Source organism: Flavobacterium succinicans, assembly GCF_001662485.1.
GTDB classification, from domain to species: domain Bacteria; phylum Bacteroidota; class Bacteroidia; order Flavobacteriales; family Flavobacteriaceae; genus Flavobacterium; species Flavobacterium succinicans_A.
Genome location: NZ_JMTM01000014.1, coordinates 18,225 through 37,017, shown reverse-complemented (window position 1 = coordinate 37,017; position 18,793 = coordinate 18,225). Strand labels below are relative to the sequence as shown.

Sequence of the window (18,793 nt, the reverse complement as noted above, 5' to 3'; positions counted from 1 at the left end):
AGGACCTGTAGCTTTAGCATCTAATTTATGACAAGCCGCACAATTAGCATTAAATAGTTCTTTCCCTTTGACAGGATCTCCACCTGATGTTGTTGCTGGAGCTGCTGCAGCAGCATCTGGAGCCGGAGCCGCATCTTGAGCTAATGAAGATAAGGAGAAAATTAACGCTAGTCCTAAACTAAACAACAATTTCCTAGTGATCGAATTATGGTTACCCACCTTTTTCATATTATATAATGATTATCTACTAAAATTTGATTATTTTATCTATATTTCACACACAGCAAAACAACCTTTATTTAAAAACTCGGACAAAAATACGACTTAAGAACTATTCACAAAACCTTAAAATAGTCTTAAATTCAATTTATATTAATTCTAAATAATATTTTTATATCTAACAATTAGTTTTAGTAGTACTTTTGCATAAAAACCAATTAGTTATGAAAATAATCTCAATCAAAACATCAATTATTCTTGTATTTGCAATCACTACATCGATAGCGAAATTAAGTGCTCAATCAAAAAAAACGATACCAAATCAGGATCCAAAAGTAGATCAGTTAATGAATGAAAAAATAAAAATAAACACCTCATTATCAATAAATGACCGATACAAAATTCAAATTTTTAGCGGAGCAAGTGATCCTGCTAAAAAAACGCTAAACGACTTCAAAATGGAATATAAAAACGTTGATGCAACCATCATTTTTCAAACCCCAAACTACAAAGTATGGGTTGGAAATTATAGAACCAGAATGGAAGCTGAAAGGAACATGATTGAATTTCAAAAAAAATACAAGAATATACTTTTAATCAAACCTTCAAAATAGAAAGTAATCAAACTCAAATTCCTCATTATAAATCTACAATAACTTAATTACTTTATCATTTTTATGTTTTTTTTTGGCGGAGTTCTGTGAATCAATTTCATTTGTTAGCACATTTCTATTTAGTTCAAACGCAATCCTCGATAATCTTCAAAACAAAAACTTACTCCTGTTTTTGAATTCAAAACACAAAAGTATACGTTCATTGGATTATGTCTTTTTAATAAGACATTCTTTGAACATTGTTTTTCTTATTCAAAAATAATATTTGATTTTTTTTTATTGAATAATTCAATTTAGAAAAGAAGTCAAATGCGGATTTTTGGCCAAAAAAAACTTCAATTTGTATAAAAAAAGCCTCAATAATTTGAGGCTTTTGTTTCGTATAAATACAATTATTTCAATTTCTTTTTGATTGCAACTTCATGATAAGCTTCTATAACATCACGTTCTTCAATATCATTAAATCCTTTGATTTGAATACCACAATCATATCCTTTAGCAACCTCTTTCACATCATCTTTAAATCGTTTCAACGCTAAAAGTTCTCCTTCAAAAATTACAACACCCTCTCTAACAATTCTGATTTTTGAATTTTTAGTAATCTTACCATCCATAACCATACTACCAGCAATAGAACCTACTTTAGATATTTTGAAAATCTCTCTAATTTCAGCAGTTCCTAAAACTTCTTCTTTCATTTCAGGCGCTAACATTCCTTCCATCGCATCTTTCAAGTCATCGATAGCAGCATAGATAATAGAATAATAACGGATATCTATTTCTTCTTTATCAGCTAACTGTCTTGCATTTCCAGCAGGACGAACGTTAAATCCAATGATAATTGCATCCGATGCAGAAGCAAGCATTACATCTGTTTCAGTAATAGCTCCAACTCCTTTATGTATAATATTGATTTGAATTTCATCAGTAGACAATTTCGAGAATGAATCCGATAATGCTTCAACTGAACCATCCACATCTCCTTTAAGAATAATGTTAAGCTCTTTAAATTGACCTAAAGCAATTCTTCGTCCTATCTCATCAAGAGTAATATGACGTTGTGTTCTTACCGATTGTTCACGCATTAATTGAGAACGTTTAGCTGCAATTTGTTTTGCTTCTTTTTCGTCTTCAAAAACATTAAACTTATCACCGGCTGTTGCAGCACCATCTAAACCTAAAACTGAAACAGGTGTTGAAGGCCCAGCTTCTTTTACTACATGTCCACGTTCGTCATGCATCGCTTTAATTTTTCCATGATGCTTACCTGCCAACATATAATCCCCTACTCTTAATGTACCGTGCTGCACCAAGATAGTCGAAACATATCCTTTACCCTTATCTAAAAAGGCTTCAACAACAGTTCCTTGAGCAGGTTTATTTGGATTAGATTTTAAATCTAATATTTCAGCTTCTAACAATACTTTTTCAAGCAATTCTTTTACACCAGTACCTACTTTAGCAGAAATGTCATGAGATTGAATTTTTCCACCCCAGTCTTCTACCAAAAGGTTCATACCAGCCAATCTTTCTTTTACTTTATCAGGATTAGCATTTGGTTTATCAATTTTATTAATAGCAAATATAATTGGAACACCAGCAGCTTGAGCGTGAGAAATAGCCTCTTTCGTTTGTGGCATGATATCATCATCTGCTGCAATAACAATAATTGCAATATCTGTAACTTGAGCTCCACGTGCACGCATCGCGGTAAAAGCTTCGTGACCTGGCGTATCTAAAAAGGCAATTTTTTGTCCGTTATCTAAAGTTACTCCATAAGCCCCAATGTGCTGTGTAATACCTCCAGACTCACCTGCAATTACATTTTCTTTACGAATATAATCCAGCAAAGATGTTTTTCCGTGATCGACGTGACCCATTACGGTAACAATAGGAGCACGTGTTACTAAATCCTCCTCTTTATCTTCAACTACTTGAATTGCTTCTTCAATATCAACAGTGATAAATTCCACTTCATATCCAAATTCATCACAAACAATAGTCAAAGTTTCCGCATCTAAACGTTGATTCATGGTTACCATGATTCCAAGAGACATACAAGTACCTATAACTTTAGTAATTGGCACATCCATCATAATCGCAATTTCACCAACAGTAACAAACTCAGTTACCTTGATTGTTTTGCTTCCCTCATCTAATGCTCTTTGTTCGTCATCTGTTTTTTGACGATGCGTTTCTCTTTTTTCTCTACGGTATTTAGCCGCTTTAGATTTTCCACCTTTTCCTTGAAGTTTTTCAAGAGTCTCGCGAATTTGATTTTTTACTTCTTCCTCTGTAGGCTCAACTTTAGCCACAATAGCAGGACGATTTCCTTTTACAAATCCAGGTCTTGCACTTCTATTCGCATTAAACCCACCACCTGTATTGGGAGTGATTTTATTTGGATTTGGAGCACCTGGTGTAGTTGGCGGTTTAGGAGCACCTGGTTTAGGCGCTATTCTTTTACGCTTATTTTTATTGGCATTGTTTGCTCCAGCAGCCCCAGGAGTACCAGGTTTGTTTGGAGTAATCTTTGGATCTTCTTTTTTCTTTTTAGGCTTATTGAATTGAGATAAATCAATTATTTGACCTGTAAGTGTAGTTCCTGACAACTTTTGGTATTGCGTTGTAATAGTTTCCTCAACTGGTTCGTCTGAAACAGGAGCAACAGGCGCTGAAGGAGTTTTCTCTACAGCTGGAGTTACTTCTTTAACTACTTCTTTTTCTTTAATACCAGCAATTGGCTTCGCAACTGGTTGGTCTGTTGAAGGTTTTTCTGGAGAAATAGGTTTAGTTTCAACTACAGGTTCAGTTGCTTTTACAGCTGGAACTTCTGGCTTTTCTACAGCAACAGTTGGATTAGAAACAGGAGCAACTTTTTTCGGATTAAGATCAATTTTACCTACTTGAACAGGACCTGTAACCACAGCTCTTGCTTTAATAATTTCTTGTTGTCTTAAACGTTCTTCGTCTGCTTTGCGTTTGTTTTCGATTTCCTTTTCACGCTCGATACGCAACGCTTCTTTTTCCTTTCTTTTTTCCTCACCTACTTCTTTCGACGCCTCTTTATTCCCTTTGTCACCAGCAAACTGACCGCACAAGACATTGTATACATCTTCAGAAATTTTTGTGTTTGGATTTGACTCAATAGCAATTCCTTTATCCTTAAGATAATCCACAGCTCTTTCTAAAGAAATATTCAATTCCCTTAAAACTTTGTTTATTCTAATTATTCTCTCTTCAGACATAAAACCTTTTTATTATTACCTTTTTTTGTTGTGTTGTTGGAAGAATATAGATTTAACTATCGAATTCTTCTTTCAAAATTCTCATTACATCTAGAATTGTTTCTTCTTCTAGATCTGTTCTTCTAACTAAATCTTCTACTTCTTGTTTCAAAATACTTTTCGCAGTATCCAAACCAATTTTCGCAAATTCTTCTATTACCCAGTCTTCTATTTCATCTGAAAACTCAGTCAATTCAACATCGTCCTCATCAGCTGTAGCACCAGCAATATCACCTTCACGAATTACATCTAATTCATAACCCGTAAGCATTCCTGCTAATTTAATATTGTGTCCACCACGTCCAATTGCTTTAGAAACCTCTTCTAATTTCAAAAACACTTCTGCACGTTTTGTTTCTTCATTAATTTTAATAGAAGACACTTTAGCGGGACTCAATGCTCTTGTTATAAATAATTGAATATTATTTGTATAATTGATTACATCAATGTTTTCGTTTCCTAACTCCCTTACAATTCCGTGAATACGAGACCCTTTCATACCCACACAAGCACCTACAGGATCAATTCTATCGTCATAAGAGTCAACGGCAACTTTTGCTTTTTCTCCAGGAATCCTAACCACATTTTTCACCATGATTAAACCATCGAAAACTTCAGGGATTTCTTGTTCAAACAATTTTTCTAAAAACTTATCAGAAGTTCTAGACATAATGATTTGAGGTTTATTTCCTTTTAGCTCTACACTTTCAATAATCCCACGTACATTATCTCCTTTTCTGAAGAAATCCGAAGGGATTTGTTTTTCTTTTGGTAAAACAATCTCATTTCCTTCATCATCTACCAAAATTACAACTCTTGGACGCACATGATGTACCTCGGCAGTGTATATATCTCCAATAATATCTTTAAATTGTTTGTAAAGATTGGTATTGTCGTGTTCGTGTATCTTTGAAATCAAATTTTGACGCAAAGCCAAGATTGCTCTTCTTCCTAAATCGATTAATTTAACCTCTTCAGATACTTCTTCACCAATTTCAAAGTCGGCTTCAATCTTACGAGCTTCTGTTAAAGTAATTTCTTCATTTTCGAAATCCAAATCCTCATCAGCAACAATGACTCTTCTTCTCCAAATCTCCATATCTCCTTTATCAGGATTTATAATAATATCGAAGTTATCATCTGAACCATATTTCTTTTTCAATGCATTTCTAAATACATCCTCTAAAATTGCCATAAGCGTTACACGATCAATAAGTTTATCATCTTTAAACTCTGAAAATGAATCGATTAATGCTAAATTTTCCATGCGAATTCTTTAATTAAAATGTTACTGTAACAATTGCTTCTTTAATATCTGCGTAAGGCAACTTCAGTTCTCTTTGAACAGTCTCCTTTCCTTTTCCTACTTTTTTTGGCTCTCTTGCTTTCCATGACAAAATTATAAAAACATCGTTAGCTTCAACTAATTCTGCCTCAATAATTTCCGTTTCTGTCTTAACAATTAGTGTTCTGCCCACATTTTTTTTATACTGACGAATCATTTTTAATGGAGAACCTACGCCAACTGAAGCAACTTCGAGAGAAAAATCCTGTTCTTCACGGTCTAAATTATTTTCAATTGCACGACTAATATCTATACAATCCTGAAGAGCAACTCCATTATCTCCATCTAGCGAAACTATTATCTTACATGCATCTGTTATAGTTAAATCGATTAAAAAAACAGAAGTCCTTTCCGATAAAGCTTCTTCAACCAATGCATTTACTTTTTCTTTAAATGTCATATTTTATAACTATTTTATAAAAAGAGGGGACATTAGTCCCCTCATTACTTAACTTTTAATAAATAACGGTGCAAATATAGTGTTTTTTTACAAATCATTTTATTTGAATACGGTAAAAAAAAATCTTATCTTTACTATAGCCTTTTAAAAAAAGGATTTTCTTACAATTAAACCCAATCTACTCATGAAACGGATTTTAGTCCCAACCGACTTTTCAATTTATGCCGAAAACGCATTGAAAGCAGCTGCTCAATTAGCCAAAAAACACAATGCTGAAATTCTATTACTTCACATGCTAGAACTTCCTAACCAAATGAGCGATGCTATTTCAAGCGGAAAAAGCATTCCAGAAGTGATGTTTTTTATTCAAAAAGCTAAAGACACTTTTGCAGAAATTTTTGATCGCCCTTATCTTGATGGAATTGAAGTTACAGAATTTATTCAATTTGAAAAAGCTTTCGATGGCATCTTACGATTTACCCAAAAAAACGAAGTAGATCTAATTGTTATGGGATCCCACGGCTCTTCTGGTGTTGAAGAAATTTTTATTGGCTCTACTACCGAAAAAGTTGTGCGTTTATCAGATGTCCCTGTATTAGTTATCAAAAAAGACGAAGGCGAATTTTCTCCAAAAGAAATAGTTTTCGCCTCAGATTTCTCTAACGAAACTAAAGTTCCTTTCTTAAAAATGAAAGACATCGCAAGTAAATTAGACGCAAAGATTAACCTAGTAACCATTTGCACTCCTAATAGCTTTAAGACCACGGACGCCGCAACCGCAACCATGGAAGCTTTTGCGCACGAGTTTGCACTTAGTAATTTTAGCATTACTATCTACAATGAGTCCAATATAGAAAAAGGGATTCTAAATTTCGCTAATAAAATCAATGCAGACTTAATTTGCATTTACACACATGGCAGAACAGGCTTGGCACATTTTTTTAATGGAAGCATCACAGAGGATATTGTGAACCACACTCAAAAACCAGTTTTAACTTTTAAGCTCTAAAACAAAATGCCTCATGAAAATGAGGCATAAAAAAAAGCCTCTCGATTGAGAGGCTTTTTTGTTGGTCTACTAGGACTCGAACCTAGAAAGACTGCACCAAAAACAGTTGTGTTACCATTACACCATAGACCAGCAGTGCGATTAAGCGAGTGCAAATTTAATACAAATTTTAAGTTGTACAAATTTTTAAGGCAGTTTTATTCAAAAAAAATGAAAATAATTTACAAATCGAAATCAAAAAAAACCAAAAACTCTAGTTTTCAGAAACTTGTAACATTCCAATACTTTTGCAGAAAATAATGTTAATGCTTGTTACGTTACACAAAAAAACATTTTCTTTGTAATTGAAATCAAACTCTATAAAAATTCATGGATAAGACCTCTTTCAACTTTAATAAATGGAATACCATTTTAGGCTGGATTGCTTTCGGCATTGCTTTAATTACTTACTCATTAACGGTAGAACCCACTATGAGTTTTTGGGATTGTGGAGAATACATTGCAACCGCCGCTAAACTGGAAGTTGGTCACCCTCCTGGAGCCCCACTTTTTCAAATGATGGGTGCTTTCTTTGCCATGTTTGCTTCAAACGACCAACATGTTGCGCTAATGGTAAATATGTTATCTGTATTTTCAAGTGCCTTTACCATATTGTTTATGTTCTGGTCTAGCTCAATGATTTTAAAAAAAATAATTGCTCGTGTTTCAGAAATCAATACTGCTAATAATATCGTAATCTTAGGAAGTTCTTTTGTTGGTACTCTTGCTTATACTTTTTCAGATAGTTTTTGGTATAACGCAGTCGAAGCAGAGGTTTATGCGATGGCTTCTTTGTTAATCGCTCTGTTATTTTGGTTAGGTTTGCGTTGGGAACAAGACATGGATAAACCAAAAGGAAACAAATGGCTCCTCATTATCTCATTAGTAATTGGGTTATCATTTGGTGTTCACTTTATGGCCTTACTTACTATTCCTGCTATTGGATTTTTATATTATTTCAAACATTATGAAAAGGTCACTATTAAAAATTTCATTATTGCTAATATTGTAGTAATATCTGTATTATTATTCATTTTCAAATTACTTCTTCCATTAACCATGGCTTTCTTCGGAAAAACAGAAGTGTTTATGGTTAATTCTCTAGGAATGCCATTTGATTCAGGGACTATTTTTGTTGCCATATTATTTGGTTTATTCTTCTACTTTGGATTAAAATACACTCGCCAAAAAGGATTGGTTTTTTACAACACCATAATTCTTTGCATTTTATTTATTTTAATTGGCTTTTCAACTTGGATGATGTTACCCATTAGAGCCAATGCTAATGTAGTTATCAACGAAAATAAACCATCCGATGCAAGAGAGGTATTAGCCTATTACAACAGAGAGCAATATGGCGCAAGCCCTTTGTTCTATGGATCACAATACACCGAAACTTTTGCGGGTCTTGATCCTAACAACCCCTATTTAGACAAGGCTCCCAATTATGAAAGAGATTACAAAAGCGGCAAATACGTTATAGTCAATAACTTTAAAAATGCTGAACAAAATAGTGATGATAATCACAAAACTATTTTGCCACGTATGAGAAGTGCAGATCATATTGAAAACTACATTAATTTTACCAATCCACCCGCTTTTAGACTAAACCCTAACTATCCTTATGAAGAAGATTTGGTAAAATACGGCATTGATCCGAGTCAGTTAAGCGAAGAAGATTTAAATAAAGCTACCGCACAAGTTCGAAATGAAATAGAAAAAATTGTTGCAGAATTTAGAAGTGCTTACGCTCAAAAACAAATTGACAATAGTGGTTACATTAAATTCCTAAAAAGCTACGGCGACTATTTGATCATAGACAAACCAACCACAGTAGACAATTTTACGTTTATGTTCGAATACCAATTTGGCTACATGTATTGGAGATATTTGATGTGGAATTTCGTAGGAAGGCAAAACGACATTCAAGGTAAATATGACAATCTTGATGGTAATTGGCTTAGTGGCATTTCATTTATGGACTCCATTCATCTTGGATCACAAGACAACTTACCTTCGGATGTATTAAATAATAAAGGGAGAAACACTTATTACTTCCTACCTTTTATCCTTGGCTTAATTGGCTTAATGTACCATGCGAACAAAGACCTGAAAAGCTTTTATGTTCTTTTAGTATTATTCTTGTTTACAGGTTTTGCGCTTAAAATTTATCTAAACGAACGCCCATTTGAACCAAGAGAAAGAGACTATGCCTTAGTAGGATCCTTTTATGTTTTTGCTATTTGGATTGGATTTGGCGTTTATGCTCTCTATGAAAGTCTTCAAAAATACTTAGCTCCAAAAATAGCTGGGCCAATTATTATCGCAGGAAGTTTGCTAGCCGCACCAGTTTTAATGGCTTCTCAAAACTGGGATGATCATGATCGTTCAAACAAATATACTGCAGTCGCAATGGCTAAGGCTTACCTGAATTCGTGTGACAAAAACGCGATTTTGTTTACCATTGGAGACAATGACACTTTCCCTTTATGGTACGCTCAAGAAATTGAGAAAGTAAGAACCGATATTCGAATTGTGAATACAAGTCTGTTTATGACTGATTGGTACATTGACCAAATGAAACGAAAAGCATATGAATCAGAACCTTTGCCGATATCGTTTAATCATGAAGACTATGTAGGTGACAAACTAGATTATGTAGCTCATATTCCAAAAATTGAAAACAGATGGGACATCAAAGACATGATTACTTTTATCAAAAACCCAAAATCAATTGTTGAGATGGACAATGGTCAATCAATTCATTTTTACCCAACAAATAAAATCAGGCTTGCTGTTGACAAAGAAGCTGTTATCAAAAATAAGGTGGTGTCCCCAAAACAATACGACTCAATAGTGCCTTATATAGATATTGACATGAAAGGTCGTGCTTTATACAAAAACCGATTGATGATGCTTGATTTAATCGCAAACAACAACTGGAAAAGACCTATTTATTTTAGTGGTGGCGCCTATGACGATGAAGATTTTCTTTGGATGAAAAATTACCTTCAATTGGACGGAATGACTTATAAATTGGTTCCTATCAAAACTGTTATCCCAAAAGATGCAAGTCCATTAGAAATGGGAGGAATTGATAGTGATAAAATGTACAAAAATGTGATGAAATGGGATTGGGGAAATAGCGAAAGCCTTACTATTTATCATGACCCTGAAACTAGAAAAAACAGTATAACTTATCGCTCTTACTTGTCAAGATTAATGAATCAATTGATTTTGGAAGGCAAAAAAGAAAAAGCAAAAAATATCATAGAATTAGCAATGACCAAAATGCCCTTGGACAAATTTGGCTATTACTCCTTAGTTGAACCTTTTGCCAAAGGATATTATGACATTAACGAAAAAGCAAAAGCACAAGATTTATTGTTAAAATTAATTGGGAAGTACAAAGAAAACCTCAAATATTACAGCACCTTACCTCCTTCCGAACAATCAGATATTGCTATTGATATCATTACAGATATCGAACGCTACAGAAGTTTGTTATTAGTAATGAAAGAAAGTGGAGATTTGGATTTTTACAATAAAAACAAAGTGCAATTTAATACCTATATCACTATTTTTGAAAGATTTGGTAGAGAAAAAGAATAACACAAAAAACACCTTCTGATAAATGTAGCATAACTAGTTTATGCTACATTTTTTTTATCTTTAAAATTAAAAAAAAGAATATGTCATTCTATTGGATTAAAACCAATGCCCTCATTAAAACGTATTTTTCCAATTATATCTGGGATCTCCCTAATAAAAACAATTGTATTTATTTAACTTTTGATGATGGTCCCACTCCCGAAATAACAGAATGGGTTCTTGAATTACTAAAAAAAGAAAACATCAAAGCTACTTTTTTTTGCATTGGCAAAAACATTCAAGCACAACCAGAACTTTTCAAACAACTAGTTAATGAAGGACATACTGTTGGCAATCACACCAACGACCACTACAATGGCTGGAAAAATAGCGAAGAAATTTACTTAGAAAACACCAAAAAATGTGATGCTATTATTAGCCAAAACACGGGTAAGCAGCCCTACCTCTTTCGCCCTCCTTATGGCCGAATCAAAAAAGGGCAAGCAAAAAAAATTAAAGAATTAGGCTATAAAATTATTATGTGGGATGTACTAAGTGCTGATTTCGATACACAAATCACACCTGAAAAATGTCTAAATAATGTAATTTCGTCTGTTCAATCAGGAAGTATCATTGTTTTTCACGACAGCTTAAAAGCAGAAAAAAACTTAAAATATGCACTTCCAAAAACTATAGACTACTTAAAACAGAAAGGATTTACATTTGAAGTCATTCCAAGATGATTCAAATATAAATCCGTTACTTATATGAAATAAAACTAAGTCTTTTTAGCCTCAAAAACTATAGTTGCTCTTGAACCAAACCTATGATCGTATTAGCATCTAGTTCTCCTGATTGCCTCCACATCATTACTCCTTCTTTGTAAATCATCAAAGTAGGCAATCCTTTAATTCGTAAAACTTCGGCTAATTCTTGATTTTTATCAACATCAATTCGTATCACCTTGGCCTTATCGCCAAGAGCAGCAGCCACATCTTTTATAACTGGATGCATCGAAACTGAAGATTCGTTCCAATCTGTGTAAAAATCGATTAACACAGGAACTTGTGCATTTATAAGTTCTCCAAATTTTGACATAAAACCAAAATATTTAATTTATAATACTTTATACAGAGATATTACGGTGCAAATATAGCATTTTTAACTAATTACGCCCGATTTTCTCCTTTTTTTAGTTGAATAACAGTTATTTCAGGCATAATACCCACTCTCCCAGGATAAGCATGAAAACCAAAACCACGGTTAACATAAACGTATCTTCCTAAATTTTCGTATAAACCAGCCCATTGTTTATAAACGTATTGCGCTAAACTCCATTTAAAATATCCAGGGATTTCTATACCAAATTGCATGCCATGGGTATGTCCTGAAAGCGTAAGATGAAAATGTTTATTATCATTTTTCACTATATGTTCCCAATGGCTTGGGTCATGACTCATAAGAATTTTAAAATCTTCTTTGGTTAAACCCACAGCAGCTTTGTTCAAATCTCCAGCTTGCTTGAAGTTATGCCCCCAGTTTTCAACACCCACTAAGGCTATTTTTTGTCCATCTTTTTCGATAAATGTATGCTCGTTTAGCAAAAGTGTAAAACCTATTTGTCTATACAATTGCTTTATGGCTTCAAAATTCTCAGCTTTTTCTTCTTTTGTTTTCCAGGTAACATATTCGCCATAATCATGGTTTCCTAGCACAGCATATTTACCGAATGCATGTTTGTTTATTTTATTGAAAGTGTCAATCCAAGGATGCATCTCTTTGGCATGAGTATTTACAATATCTCCAGTAAATAAAATCAAATCTGTTTTTTGTTCATTAATCAAATCAATGGCATATTGAATTTTTTCCGCATTATCAAAGCTTCCACTGTGAACATCTGAAATTTGAGTGATTGTAAAACCATCAAAAGCATCAGGTAAATCAGGAAAAAAAATAGCCTGTTTGATGACTTTAAAATTATATTTCCCTTCAAAAATTCCATAAATCATTGATAAGAATGGAATTGCAGCCAAACCTAAACCCACCTGGCTAACAAATTTTCTACGAGAAGGCAAAAAAGTAGATTCATTACTATTTTCTACAAAATGATTAATCACTCCTGTCAAAATCCTAAAAACATCTTCTCCCAACAAGATAAGAGTAATTAAAATCTTTGGAACATAAACCAACAATAATAATCCCATAGTGCGAAGACTAGATTGTGTTTGTCCAACAGAACGATCAAATTGTGTGAAACCGTAAATTATATAAAAGAGCAATGCAATACTAAGTACAGCATATATCCATAAAAAAGTCCTATTCTTTGTTATTGTTTTGACAGCTTGAAAAGCGTAAACCTCGATAAACGCCAAAATCAATAACAAAACTAAAAAGCGAAATATCATATTTCTAAAATTTAGCACAAATTAACAAAGAAAGTAGGCGCTATGAATCGCCTTGCTCATTTTTTAACTTATGTTTTAGAAAAAACAAGCCTACTTCTCTTGCATAATTTAATTTCCGTTCCATAGAAGTAATTATTTTAGACAAAAGCGAGAGTTTGAAGAATGGCAATGGACAAAATCAAATTGCTTTGTTTATTTTTACCCTTTCAAATTTTAGATTCAAAATACATGTCAACTCAAAAAAGACTTTTCCTTTTAGATGCCTATGCCTTGATTTTTCGTGGCTACTATGCTTTTATCAAAAATCCTAGAATCAACTCCAAAGGAATGGATACCTCGGCCATTATGGGATTCATGAACTCTTTGATGGATGTTATCCGAAGAGAAAAACCCGATCACTTGGCAGTAGCTTTTGACAAAGGAGGTAGTGATTATCGTTATGAAATGTATCAAGAATACAAAGCCCATCGCGATGAAACACCAGAGGCGATAAAAATTGCCGTTCCTTATATTCAAGAATTGCTAAAGGCGATGCATATTCCCATCATTGAAAAAGCAGGTTTTGAAGCCGATGATTTGATTGGAACTTTAGCCAAACAAGCTGAAAAAGAAGGCTATCAAGTATTTATGGTTACTCCCGATAAGGATTTTGCACAATTAGTTTCTGAAAATATTTTTATGTACAAACCTGCCCGAATGGGGAATGATATTGAAATATGGGGGATTCCAGAGGTCTTGGCTAAATTTGAAATTGAAAGACCAGAACAAGTAATTGACTTTTTGGGAATGATGGGTGACTCTGCGGATAACATTCCAGGATTACCAGGAGTTGGAGAAAAAACCGCTAAGAAATTCTTGGCCGAATATGGCACCTTAGAAAATTTGTTGGCCAATACACATCAACTTAAAGGGGCCATGAAAACAAAAATTGAAGCAAACAAAGAGTTGGGTATTTTATCCAAAAAACTAGCCACTATCCTACTCGATTGTCCTGTTACTTTTGATGCCAACGATTATGAATTGTCTAAACCTGATGTAGAAAAAACAGATGCTTTGTTTCAAGAATTGGAATTCCGTCAAATGAAAACACAATTCGATAAACTCTTTGGCACGGGAAAAGAATATGACGAAATAGATGGAAATGACAATGGAAACGAAACGAATCCAACAGCTTCAAAAAAGACTGCGTCAAAAAAATCTGCTGAAAACCAAATGGATTTGTTTGGATTCTCTGATGATGAGAATAGCAACGAAAATGGTTTAAATAAGTTTTACCAAACACTCGAAGACACTCCTCATTTCTACCAAATCATTCAAGGAGATTTTTCAGTAAAATTATTACTTCAAAATTTATTACAACAAACTTCTGTATGCTTTGACACTGAAACGACAGGAATCGATGCTTTGAATGCCGAACTAGTTGGTTTATCTTTTTCATGGGAAAAAGGCAAGGGATTTTACGTTCCTTTTCCCGAAAACCAAGAAGAAGCTCAGGAATTGATAGAAAAATTCATCCCTTTTTTCGAAAATGAAACCATCGAGAAGATTGGTCAAAACATGAAATATGATTTGAAAATTTTATCCAATTATAACATTCAAGTCAAAGGAAAACTGTTTGATACTATGATTGCGCATTATTTGATTAATCCAGATATGCGACACAATATGGATATTTTATCTGAAACCTATCTAAAATACAGTCCAAAATCTATCGAAACCTTAATTGGCAAAAAAGGAAAGAACCAGTTATCGATGCGTCAAGTAGCATTGGAGGCGATTAAAGAATACGCCACCGAAGATGCTGACATCACTTTTCAATTGAAGGAGCATTTTCAACCAATTTTAGAAAAAGTAGGCACCAAAAAGTTATTTGATGAGATCGAAATTCCATTAGTACAAGTATTGGCCGATATGGAGAAAGAAGGGATTAACCTTGATGTCGATTTCCTGAAAAAAATGTCGATTGACATGCAAAAAGAAATCGATGCATTTGAACAACAAATTTATGAAACTGCAGGTGAGAAATTCAATTTGGCTTCTCCTAAACAATTAGGCGATATATTATTCGACAAGCTCAAAATTGGCGGAACGAAACAAAAGAAAACCAAAACAGGACAATATGCTACTGGAGAAGAAGTTTTATCTTATTTAGCCCATGAACACCAAATTGTTCGCGATATCCTCGAATGGCGTCAAATGGTAAAACTGCAAAGTACTTACATTGATGCCTTACCCAATCAGGTAGACAAAAAAACAGGAAGAGTACATACCGATTATATGCAAACGGTTGCCGCAACTGGTCGTTTGAGTTCTAACAACCCTAACCTGCAAAACATTCCTATTCGTACTGAAAGAGGACGACAAATCAGAAAAGCATTTATCGCACGTGATGAAAATTACACACTACTTTCTGCGGATTATTCCCAGATAGAATTACGCATTATCGCCGCTTTATGTGGGGAAGAAAACATGATTAAAGCCTTTCAAAACAAAGAAGACATCCATAAAAGTACGGCTGCCAAAGTGTTTAATGTTCCTTTAGAAGAAGTAACCAAAGAACAACGTAGCCATGCTAAAACGGTGAACTTCGGAATTATTTATGGTGTATCGGCTTTTGGATTAAGCAACCAAACCAATTTATCTAGAAAAGAAAGTGCAGATTTAATCGAAGCCTATTACAAAACCTATCCAAGATTAAAATCATTCATACAAGAACAGGTTGATTTTGCCAGAGAAAACGGCTATGTAGAAACCATTTCGGGCAGAAGACGTTATTTGAAAGACATCAATTCTGCCAACGCCATTGTTCGTGGAGGAGCAGAACGAAACGCTGTCAATGCCCCTATCCAAGGTTCTGCTGCCGATATTATTAAAATAGCTATGATCAATATTCATAAAAAGCTAAGCTCTGAAAATTGGCAATCCAAAATGTTATTACAAGTTCATGACGAATTGGTGTTTGACGTACATAATTCTGAACTCGAAAAAATACAACCCATGATCAAACACGAAATGGAGAATGCCTTCAAAATGGCAGTTCCATTGGATGTTGAAATAGGATTAGGTAAAAATTGGTTGGAAGCGCATTAATACCTTCACTAAAAAACCGTCAAGATAATTATATTTTGACGGTAGTGTTTCATTAACTGTGTGACTTCAAGTTTGCATAATTTTTTACAGAACCGCCCAAAAAACCCACTATTTTTCAAAATTTCATCCAAAATAGTACAACAAAATAGTTTTAAAAAAATTAATGTATCTTTGGTTGAAATACCATTGTAATCATGAACGGAACATTAAACAAAGTGATGTTAATAGGCCATCTAGGCGACGACATTAAGATGCATTATTTTGAAGGAGGAAACTGTATCGGACGCTTTCAATTGGCTACAAACGAAGTGTATATCAATAAATCGACCAACGAAAAAATCACTTCAACCGAATGGCATAACTTGGTCGTGCGCAACAAAGCCGCCGAAATATGTGAAAAATATCTTTCTAAAGGAGATAAAATATATGTTGAAGGGCGCATCAAATCACGCCAATGGCAAGCCGAAGACGGTACCACCAAATCCACTACCGAAATTCAAGTCACCGAGTTTACATTTTTGACCACCAAAAAAGACCAAGATCACAAAACGAATCCCACTCAAGAATCCCCAAAAAATACTAACTTTGAGGCCTCAAATGGCAGTTTGCCCATAAACGACTTGCCATTTTAAGGAAAGTTGCAATTGAATAAAAATGAAAAGAAAAGTTAGTGTACTTATAGGACTAGTTTTGCTGGCTGTAACGGGTTGCAAAGACGACGTATTGCCCAAGCCTTCTGGCTATTTACGATTGGATTACCCCGAAGCCCAATACATCGATTTTAAAAACCCTTGCCCCTTTACTTTCGAAAGTAATGACGCGGCCATAATCGAAGGAAAATCCGATTGTAGCTATACCATTACCTATCCCAAAATGAAAGCTACCATTTATTTGACTTACAAACCAGTCTCCAATAACATCAAACAATTATTGCGTGACGCTCAGAAATTAACGTTTGAGCACGTAATCAAAGCCGATGATATTATCGAACAACCGTACTTGAATCCCGACAAAAAAGTCTATGGCATGTTTTATCAAGTCGATGGTAATGCCGCCACCAATTCCCAGTTTTACGCCACCGATAGCACGCGACATTTCATTACAGGTTCGGTTTATTTCTACGCCAAGCCTAATTTTGACTCCATCATGCCCGCCGCAAGTTACATCAAAAACGACATGCAGCACCTCATGGAAACCTTGAAGTGGAAGTAGTTTTTTTGGAGCACAACAATTGGTTTCTCAATAACGACTCCTCCTGCTGTCCGTTCTATCTTTCCCGCCGAACCCCGGCGGCAAAGGATGCCACTCCCATCAGGGCTAGCCAGAACATTTGGTTTTTCATAAGAAAGTAAAAAACATAAAAAAAGCATTCGTTTCTGGCGAATGCTTTTTTGCTTACTAATTTTTCTACCTATGACTTAGTATTTACCACTTTATAGGTTTTGCCATCGGCTACGCCTTCAATTACTTGAGTTAGCGACGTTGGGTTTTGAACCGTTTTGTCAAAAGATACAGTAGCTAACTTTTTATCAAAATCAACCGTAGCTTTTTCTACCCCTTCCGACTCGGCTAATTTTTTCTCGATAGTCTTTGCGCAACCTACTGCACAAGTCATCCCTGTAATTTCGAAACTTGCAGTTTGTACATTAGCGGCGGCGATTGGTTTTTTAGCTGCTGGAGTTGCGGTAACAGTGGCTTCTGGTTTGGCTGTTTCTGTATCTTTCTTGCAACCTATCATGACGATACTTGCAATAGCCATAGCGGTGATTATTTTTGAACTATTCATTGGTATTGATTTAGATGAATTTAAAATGTATTTTGGTCAAAATTAATCAAAAAAACACCTAGATATTCCCAAAATAATTACAATTTTGAATCAAAATAAAATAGATGGTATCAAAACAAATCAAATGGGGCTATTTGCTGCTTTTATCGCTAATATGGGGAAGTTCGTTTATCTTGATTAAAAAAGGATTGGTGGGCTTGACGGCTTTTCAGTTGGGGTCGTTGCGAATTATTTTTGCTGCACTTTTTTTGTTGGTGATTGGTTTTAGAAGTTTAGTAAAAATTCCGCATCATCAATGGAAATACATTGCTTTGACGTCGTTGTTTGGCACTTTTATTCCTGCGTACTTGTTTGCTATTGCGCAAACGCAAATAGATAGTTCTATAAGTTCTATTTTGAATTCCTTAACGCCTTTGAATACTTTGTTGATTGGAGCACTTTTCTTCAGTTTGGATTTTAGACGCAATCAAATTTTTGGAGTATTGATTGGCTTAGTGGGTAGCGCTTTGTTGATTTGGAATGGCGCGATGCATCATCCTAATCAAAATTATTATTATGCTTTTTTAGTATTAATTGCTTCGATTTGTTATGCGACAAATGTCAATTTGATTAAAAAATATTTATCGGATTTGCCTCCGTTGAGTATTACAACGGGTAATTTTTTGGTTTTGCTTTTTCCAGCTTTAGCGGTGTTATACAGTACTGATTTTTTCGCTATGACGCACGGAGCGGCTGTCCAAGAATCCGTGTTGTATATTTTGATTTTGGGCGTGTTGGGAACGGGAATTGCCAATATCATTTTCTTTAAGCTGATTCAAATTTCGTCGCCCGTTTTTGCGACTTCGGTTACGTATTTGATTCCAGTGGTAGCTTTCTTTTGGGGAATGTTAGACCAAGAGTTGTTAACGCCTGTGCAGCTTTTTGGCGCCTTTATTGTTTTGGTTGGGGTGTATTTATCGGCCAGAAAATAGGTGTTGTTTAAGCGGATTTGCGTGAGGGATAGAAGCT

The 18,793-nt window shown here is 34.5% G+C and carries 15 protein-coding genes and 1 tRNA gene; 8 read left to right on the top strand and 8 right to left on the bottom strand.

All coding sequences use genetic code 11. The features are described 5' to 3' along the window. A partial coding sequence (locus FLB_RS01910; RefSeq protein ID WP_157490512.1) for a c-type cytochrome occupies positions 1–228 on the bottom strand: 228 nt, incomplete at its 3' end. Between the two features lie 215 nt (positions 229–443). Here FLB_RS01910 and FLB_RS01905 point away from each other — a divergent pair. Next, on the top strand, positions 444–833 hold the full coding sequence (locus FLB_RS01905; RefSeq protein ID WP_064714277.1) for a hypothetical protein: 390 nt from the start codon (positions 444–446) through the stop codon (positions 831–833). 392 nt (positions 834–1,225) lie between these two features. Here FLB_RS01905 and infB read toward each other — a convergent pair whose 3' ends face one another. Genes infB through rimP form a run of 3 tightly spaced genes read right to left on the bottom strand, consistent with a single transcriptional unit; the run spans position 1,226 to position 5,865 of the window. Next, positions 1,226–4,081 carry a translation initiation factor IF-2 gene (gene infB / locus FLB_RS01900; protein WP_064714276.1) on the bottom strand — a complete coding sequence of 952 codons (2,856 nt, stop codon included), beginning with the start codon at positions 4,079–4,081 and terminating at the stop codon, positions 1,226–1,228. A 52-nt stretch (positions 4,082–4,133) separates the two neighbouring features. Continuing rightward, on the bottom strand, positions 4,134–5,387 hold the full coding sequence (gene nusA / locus FLB_RS01895) for a transcription termination factor NusA (RefSeq protein ID WP_064714275.1): 1,254 nt from the start codon (positions 5,385–5,387) through the stop codon (positions 4,134–4,136). A 13-nt stretch (positions 5,388–5,400) separates the two neighbouring features. Continuing rightward, positions 5,401–5,865, bottom strand: a complete 465-nt coding sequence (gene rimP / locus FLB_RS01890; protein ID WP_064714274.1) for a ribosome assembly cofactor RimP — start codon at positions 5,863–5,865, stop codon at positions 5,401–5,403. A 184-nt stretch (positions 5,866–6,049) separates the two neighbouring features. Here rimP and FLB_RS01885 point away from each other — a divergent pair, with 184 nt between their 5' ends. Beyond that, complete coding sequence (locus tag FLB_RS01885) at positions 6,050–6,874, top strand: universal stress protein (RefSeq protein ID WP_064714273.1); 825 nt, start codon at positions 6,050–6,052, stop codon at positions 6,872–6,874. A gap of 61 nt (positions 6,875–6,935) precedes the next feature. Here FLB_RS01885 and FLB_RS01880 read toward each other — a convergent pair. Next, positions 6,936–7,006 (bottom strand) — tRNA-Gln (locus FLB_RS01880). A gap of 237 nt (positions 7,007–7,243) precedes the next feature. Between FLB_RS01880 and FLB_RS01875 the strand changes: the two genes are divergently transcribed. Continuing rightward, positions 7,244–10,525 (top strand): DUF2723 domain-containing protein, encoded by a 3,282-nt coding sequence (locus FLB_RS01875; RefSeq protein ID WP_064714272.1) that lies wholly within the window; start codon positions 7,244–7,246, stop codon positions 10,523–10,525. Between the two features lie 80 nt (positions 10,526–10,605). Then, entirely contained in the window at positions 10,606–11,247 is a 642-nt protein-coding gene (locus FLB_RS01870; protein WP_064714271.1) for a polysaccharide deacetylase family protein, read from the top strand. 58 nt (positions 11,248–11,305) lie between these two features. On the opposite strand, the gene FLB_RS01865 is transcribed toward FLB_RS01870, so the two are convergent. Together FLB_RS01865 and FLB_RS01860 are read right to left on the bottom strand one after the other, a co-directional pair. Continuing rightward, on the bottom strand, positions 11,306–11,602 hold the full coding sequence (locus FLB_RS01865; protein WP_064714270.1) for a thioredoxin family protein: 297 nt from the start codon (positions 11,600–11,602) through the stop codon (positions 11,306–11,308). A gap of 71 nt (positions 11,603–11,673) precedes the next feature. Continuing rightward, a complete protein-coding gene (locus tag FLB_RS01860) occupies positions 11,674–12,909 on the bottom strand; it encodes a metallophosphoesterase (RefSeq protein ID WP_064714269.1) in 1,236 nt (411 codons plus the stop codon). 228 nt (positions 12,910–13,137) lie between these two features. Between FLB_RS01860 and polA the strand changes: the two genes are divergently transcribed. From polA to gldD, 3 genes are all read left to right on the top strand, one after another. Beyond that, positions 13,138–15,999: a DNA polymerase I gene (gene polA / locus FLB_RS01855; RefSeq protein WP_064714282.1), complete on the top strand. Its 2,862-nt coding sequence runs from the start codon at positions 13,138–13,140 to the stop codon at positions 15,997–15,999. A gap of 194 nt (positions 16,000–16,193) precedes the next feature. Beyond that, positions 16,194–16,631, top strand: a complete 438-nt coding sequence (locus FLB_RS01850; RefSeq protein ID WP_064714268.1) for a single-stranded DNA-binding protein — start codon at positions 16,194–16,196, stop codon at positions 16,629–16,631. Between the two features lie 22 nt (positions 16,632–16,653). Beyond that, positions 16,654–17,211, top strand: a complete 558-nt coding sequence (gene gldD, locus FLB_RS01845; RefSeq protein ID WP_064714267.1) for a gliding motility lipoprotein GldD — start codon at positions 16,654–16,656, stop codon at positions 17,209–17,211. 199 nt (positions 17,212–17,410) lie between these two features. On the opposite strand, the gene FLB_RS01840 is transcribed toward gldD, so the two are convergent. Beyond that, positions 17,411–17,785, bottom strand: coding sequence for a heavy-metal-associated domain-containing protein (locus FLB_RS01840; RefSeq protein ID WP_064714266.1), 375 nt, complete (start codon positions 17,783–17,785; stop codon positions 17,411–17,413). A 104-nt stretch (positions 17,786–17,889) separates the two neighbouring features. On the opposite strand from FLB_RS01840, the gene FLB_RS01835 reads away from it, so the two are divergent. After that, complete coding sequence (locus FLB_RS01835; RefSeq protein ID WP_064714265.1) at positions 17,890–18,756, top strand: DMT family transporter; 867 nt, start codon at positions 17,890–17,892, stop codon at positions 18,754–18,756. The last annotated feature ends 37 nt before the right edge of the window (positions 18,757–18,793 follow it).

Coding starts and splice junctions, on each gene's coding strand:
- polA (WP_064714282.1), top strand. CDS start 13,138: ATGTCAACTCAAAAAAGACTTTTCCTTTTAGATGCCTATGCCTTGATT.
- infB (WP_064714276.1), bottom strand. CDS start 4,081: ATGTCTGAAGAGAGAATAATTAGAATAAACAAAGTTTTAAGGGAATTG.
- FLB_RS01860 (WP_064714269.1), bottom strand. CDS start 12,909: ATGATATTTCGCTTTTTAGTTTTGTTATTGATTTTGGCGTTTATCGAG.
- nusA (WP_064714275.1), bottom strand. CDS start 5,387: ATGGAAAATTTAGCATTAATCGATTCATTTTCAGAGTTTAAAGATGAT.
- FLB_RS01885 (WP_064714273.1), top strand. CDS start 6,050: ATGAAACGGATTTTAGTCCCAACCGACTTTTCAATTTATGCCGAAAAC.
- rimP (WP_064714274.1), bottom strand. CDS start 5,865: ATGACATTTAAAGAAAAAGTAAATGCATTGGTTGAAGAAGCTTTATCG.
- FLB_RS01905 (WP_064714277.1), top strand. CDS start 444: ATGAAAATAATCTCAATCAAAACATCAATTATTCTTGTATTTGCAATC.
- FLB_RS01865 (WP_064714270.1), bottom strand. CDS start 11,602: ATGTCAAAATTTGGAGAACTTATAAATGCACAAGTTCCTGTGTTAATC.
- FLB_RS01875 (WP_064714272.1), top strand. CDS start 7,244: ATGGATAAGACCTCTTTCAACTTTAATAAATGGAATACCATTTTAGGC.
- FLB_RS01850 (WP_064714268.1), top strand. CDS start 16,194: ATGAACGGAACATTAAACAAAGTGATGTTAATAGGCCATCTAGGCGAC.
- FLB_RS01835 (WP_064714265.1), top strand. CDS start 17,890: ATGGTATCAAAACAAATCAAATGGGGCTATTTGCTGCTTTTATCGCTA.
- gldD (WP_064714267.1), top strand. CDS start 16,654: ATGAAAAGAAAAGTTAGTGTACTTATAGGACTAGTTTTGCTGGCTGTA.
- FLB_RS01840 (WP_064714266.1), bottom strand. CDS start 17,785: ATGAATAGTTCAAAAATAATCACCGCTATGGCTATTGCAAGTATCGTC.
- FLB_RS01870 (WP_064714271.1), top strand. CDS start 10,606: ATGTCATTCTATTGGATTAAAACCAATGCCCTCATTAAAACGTATTTT.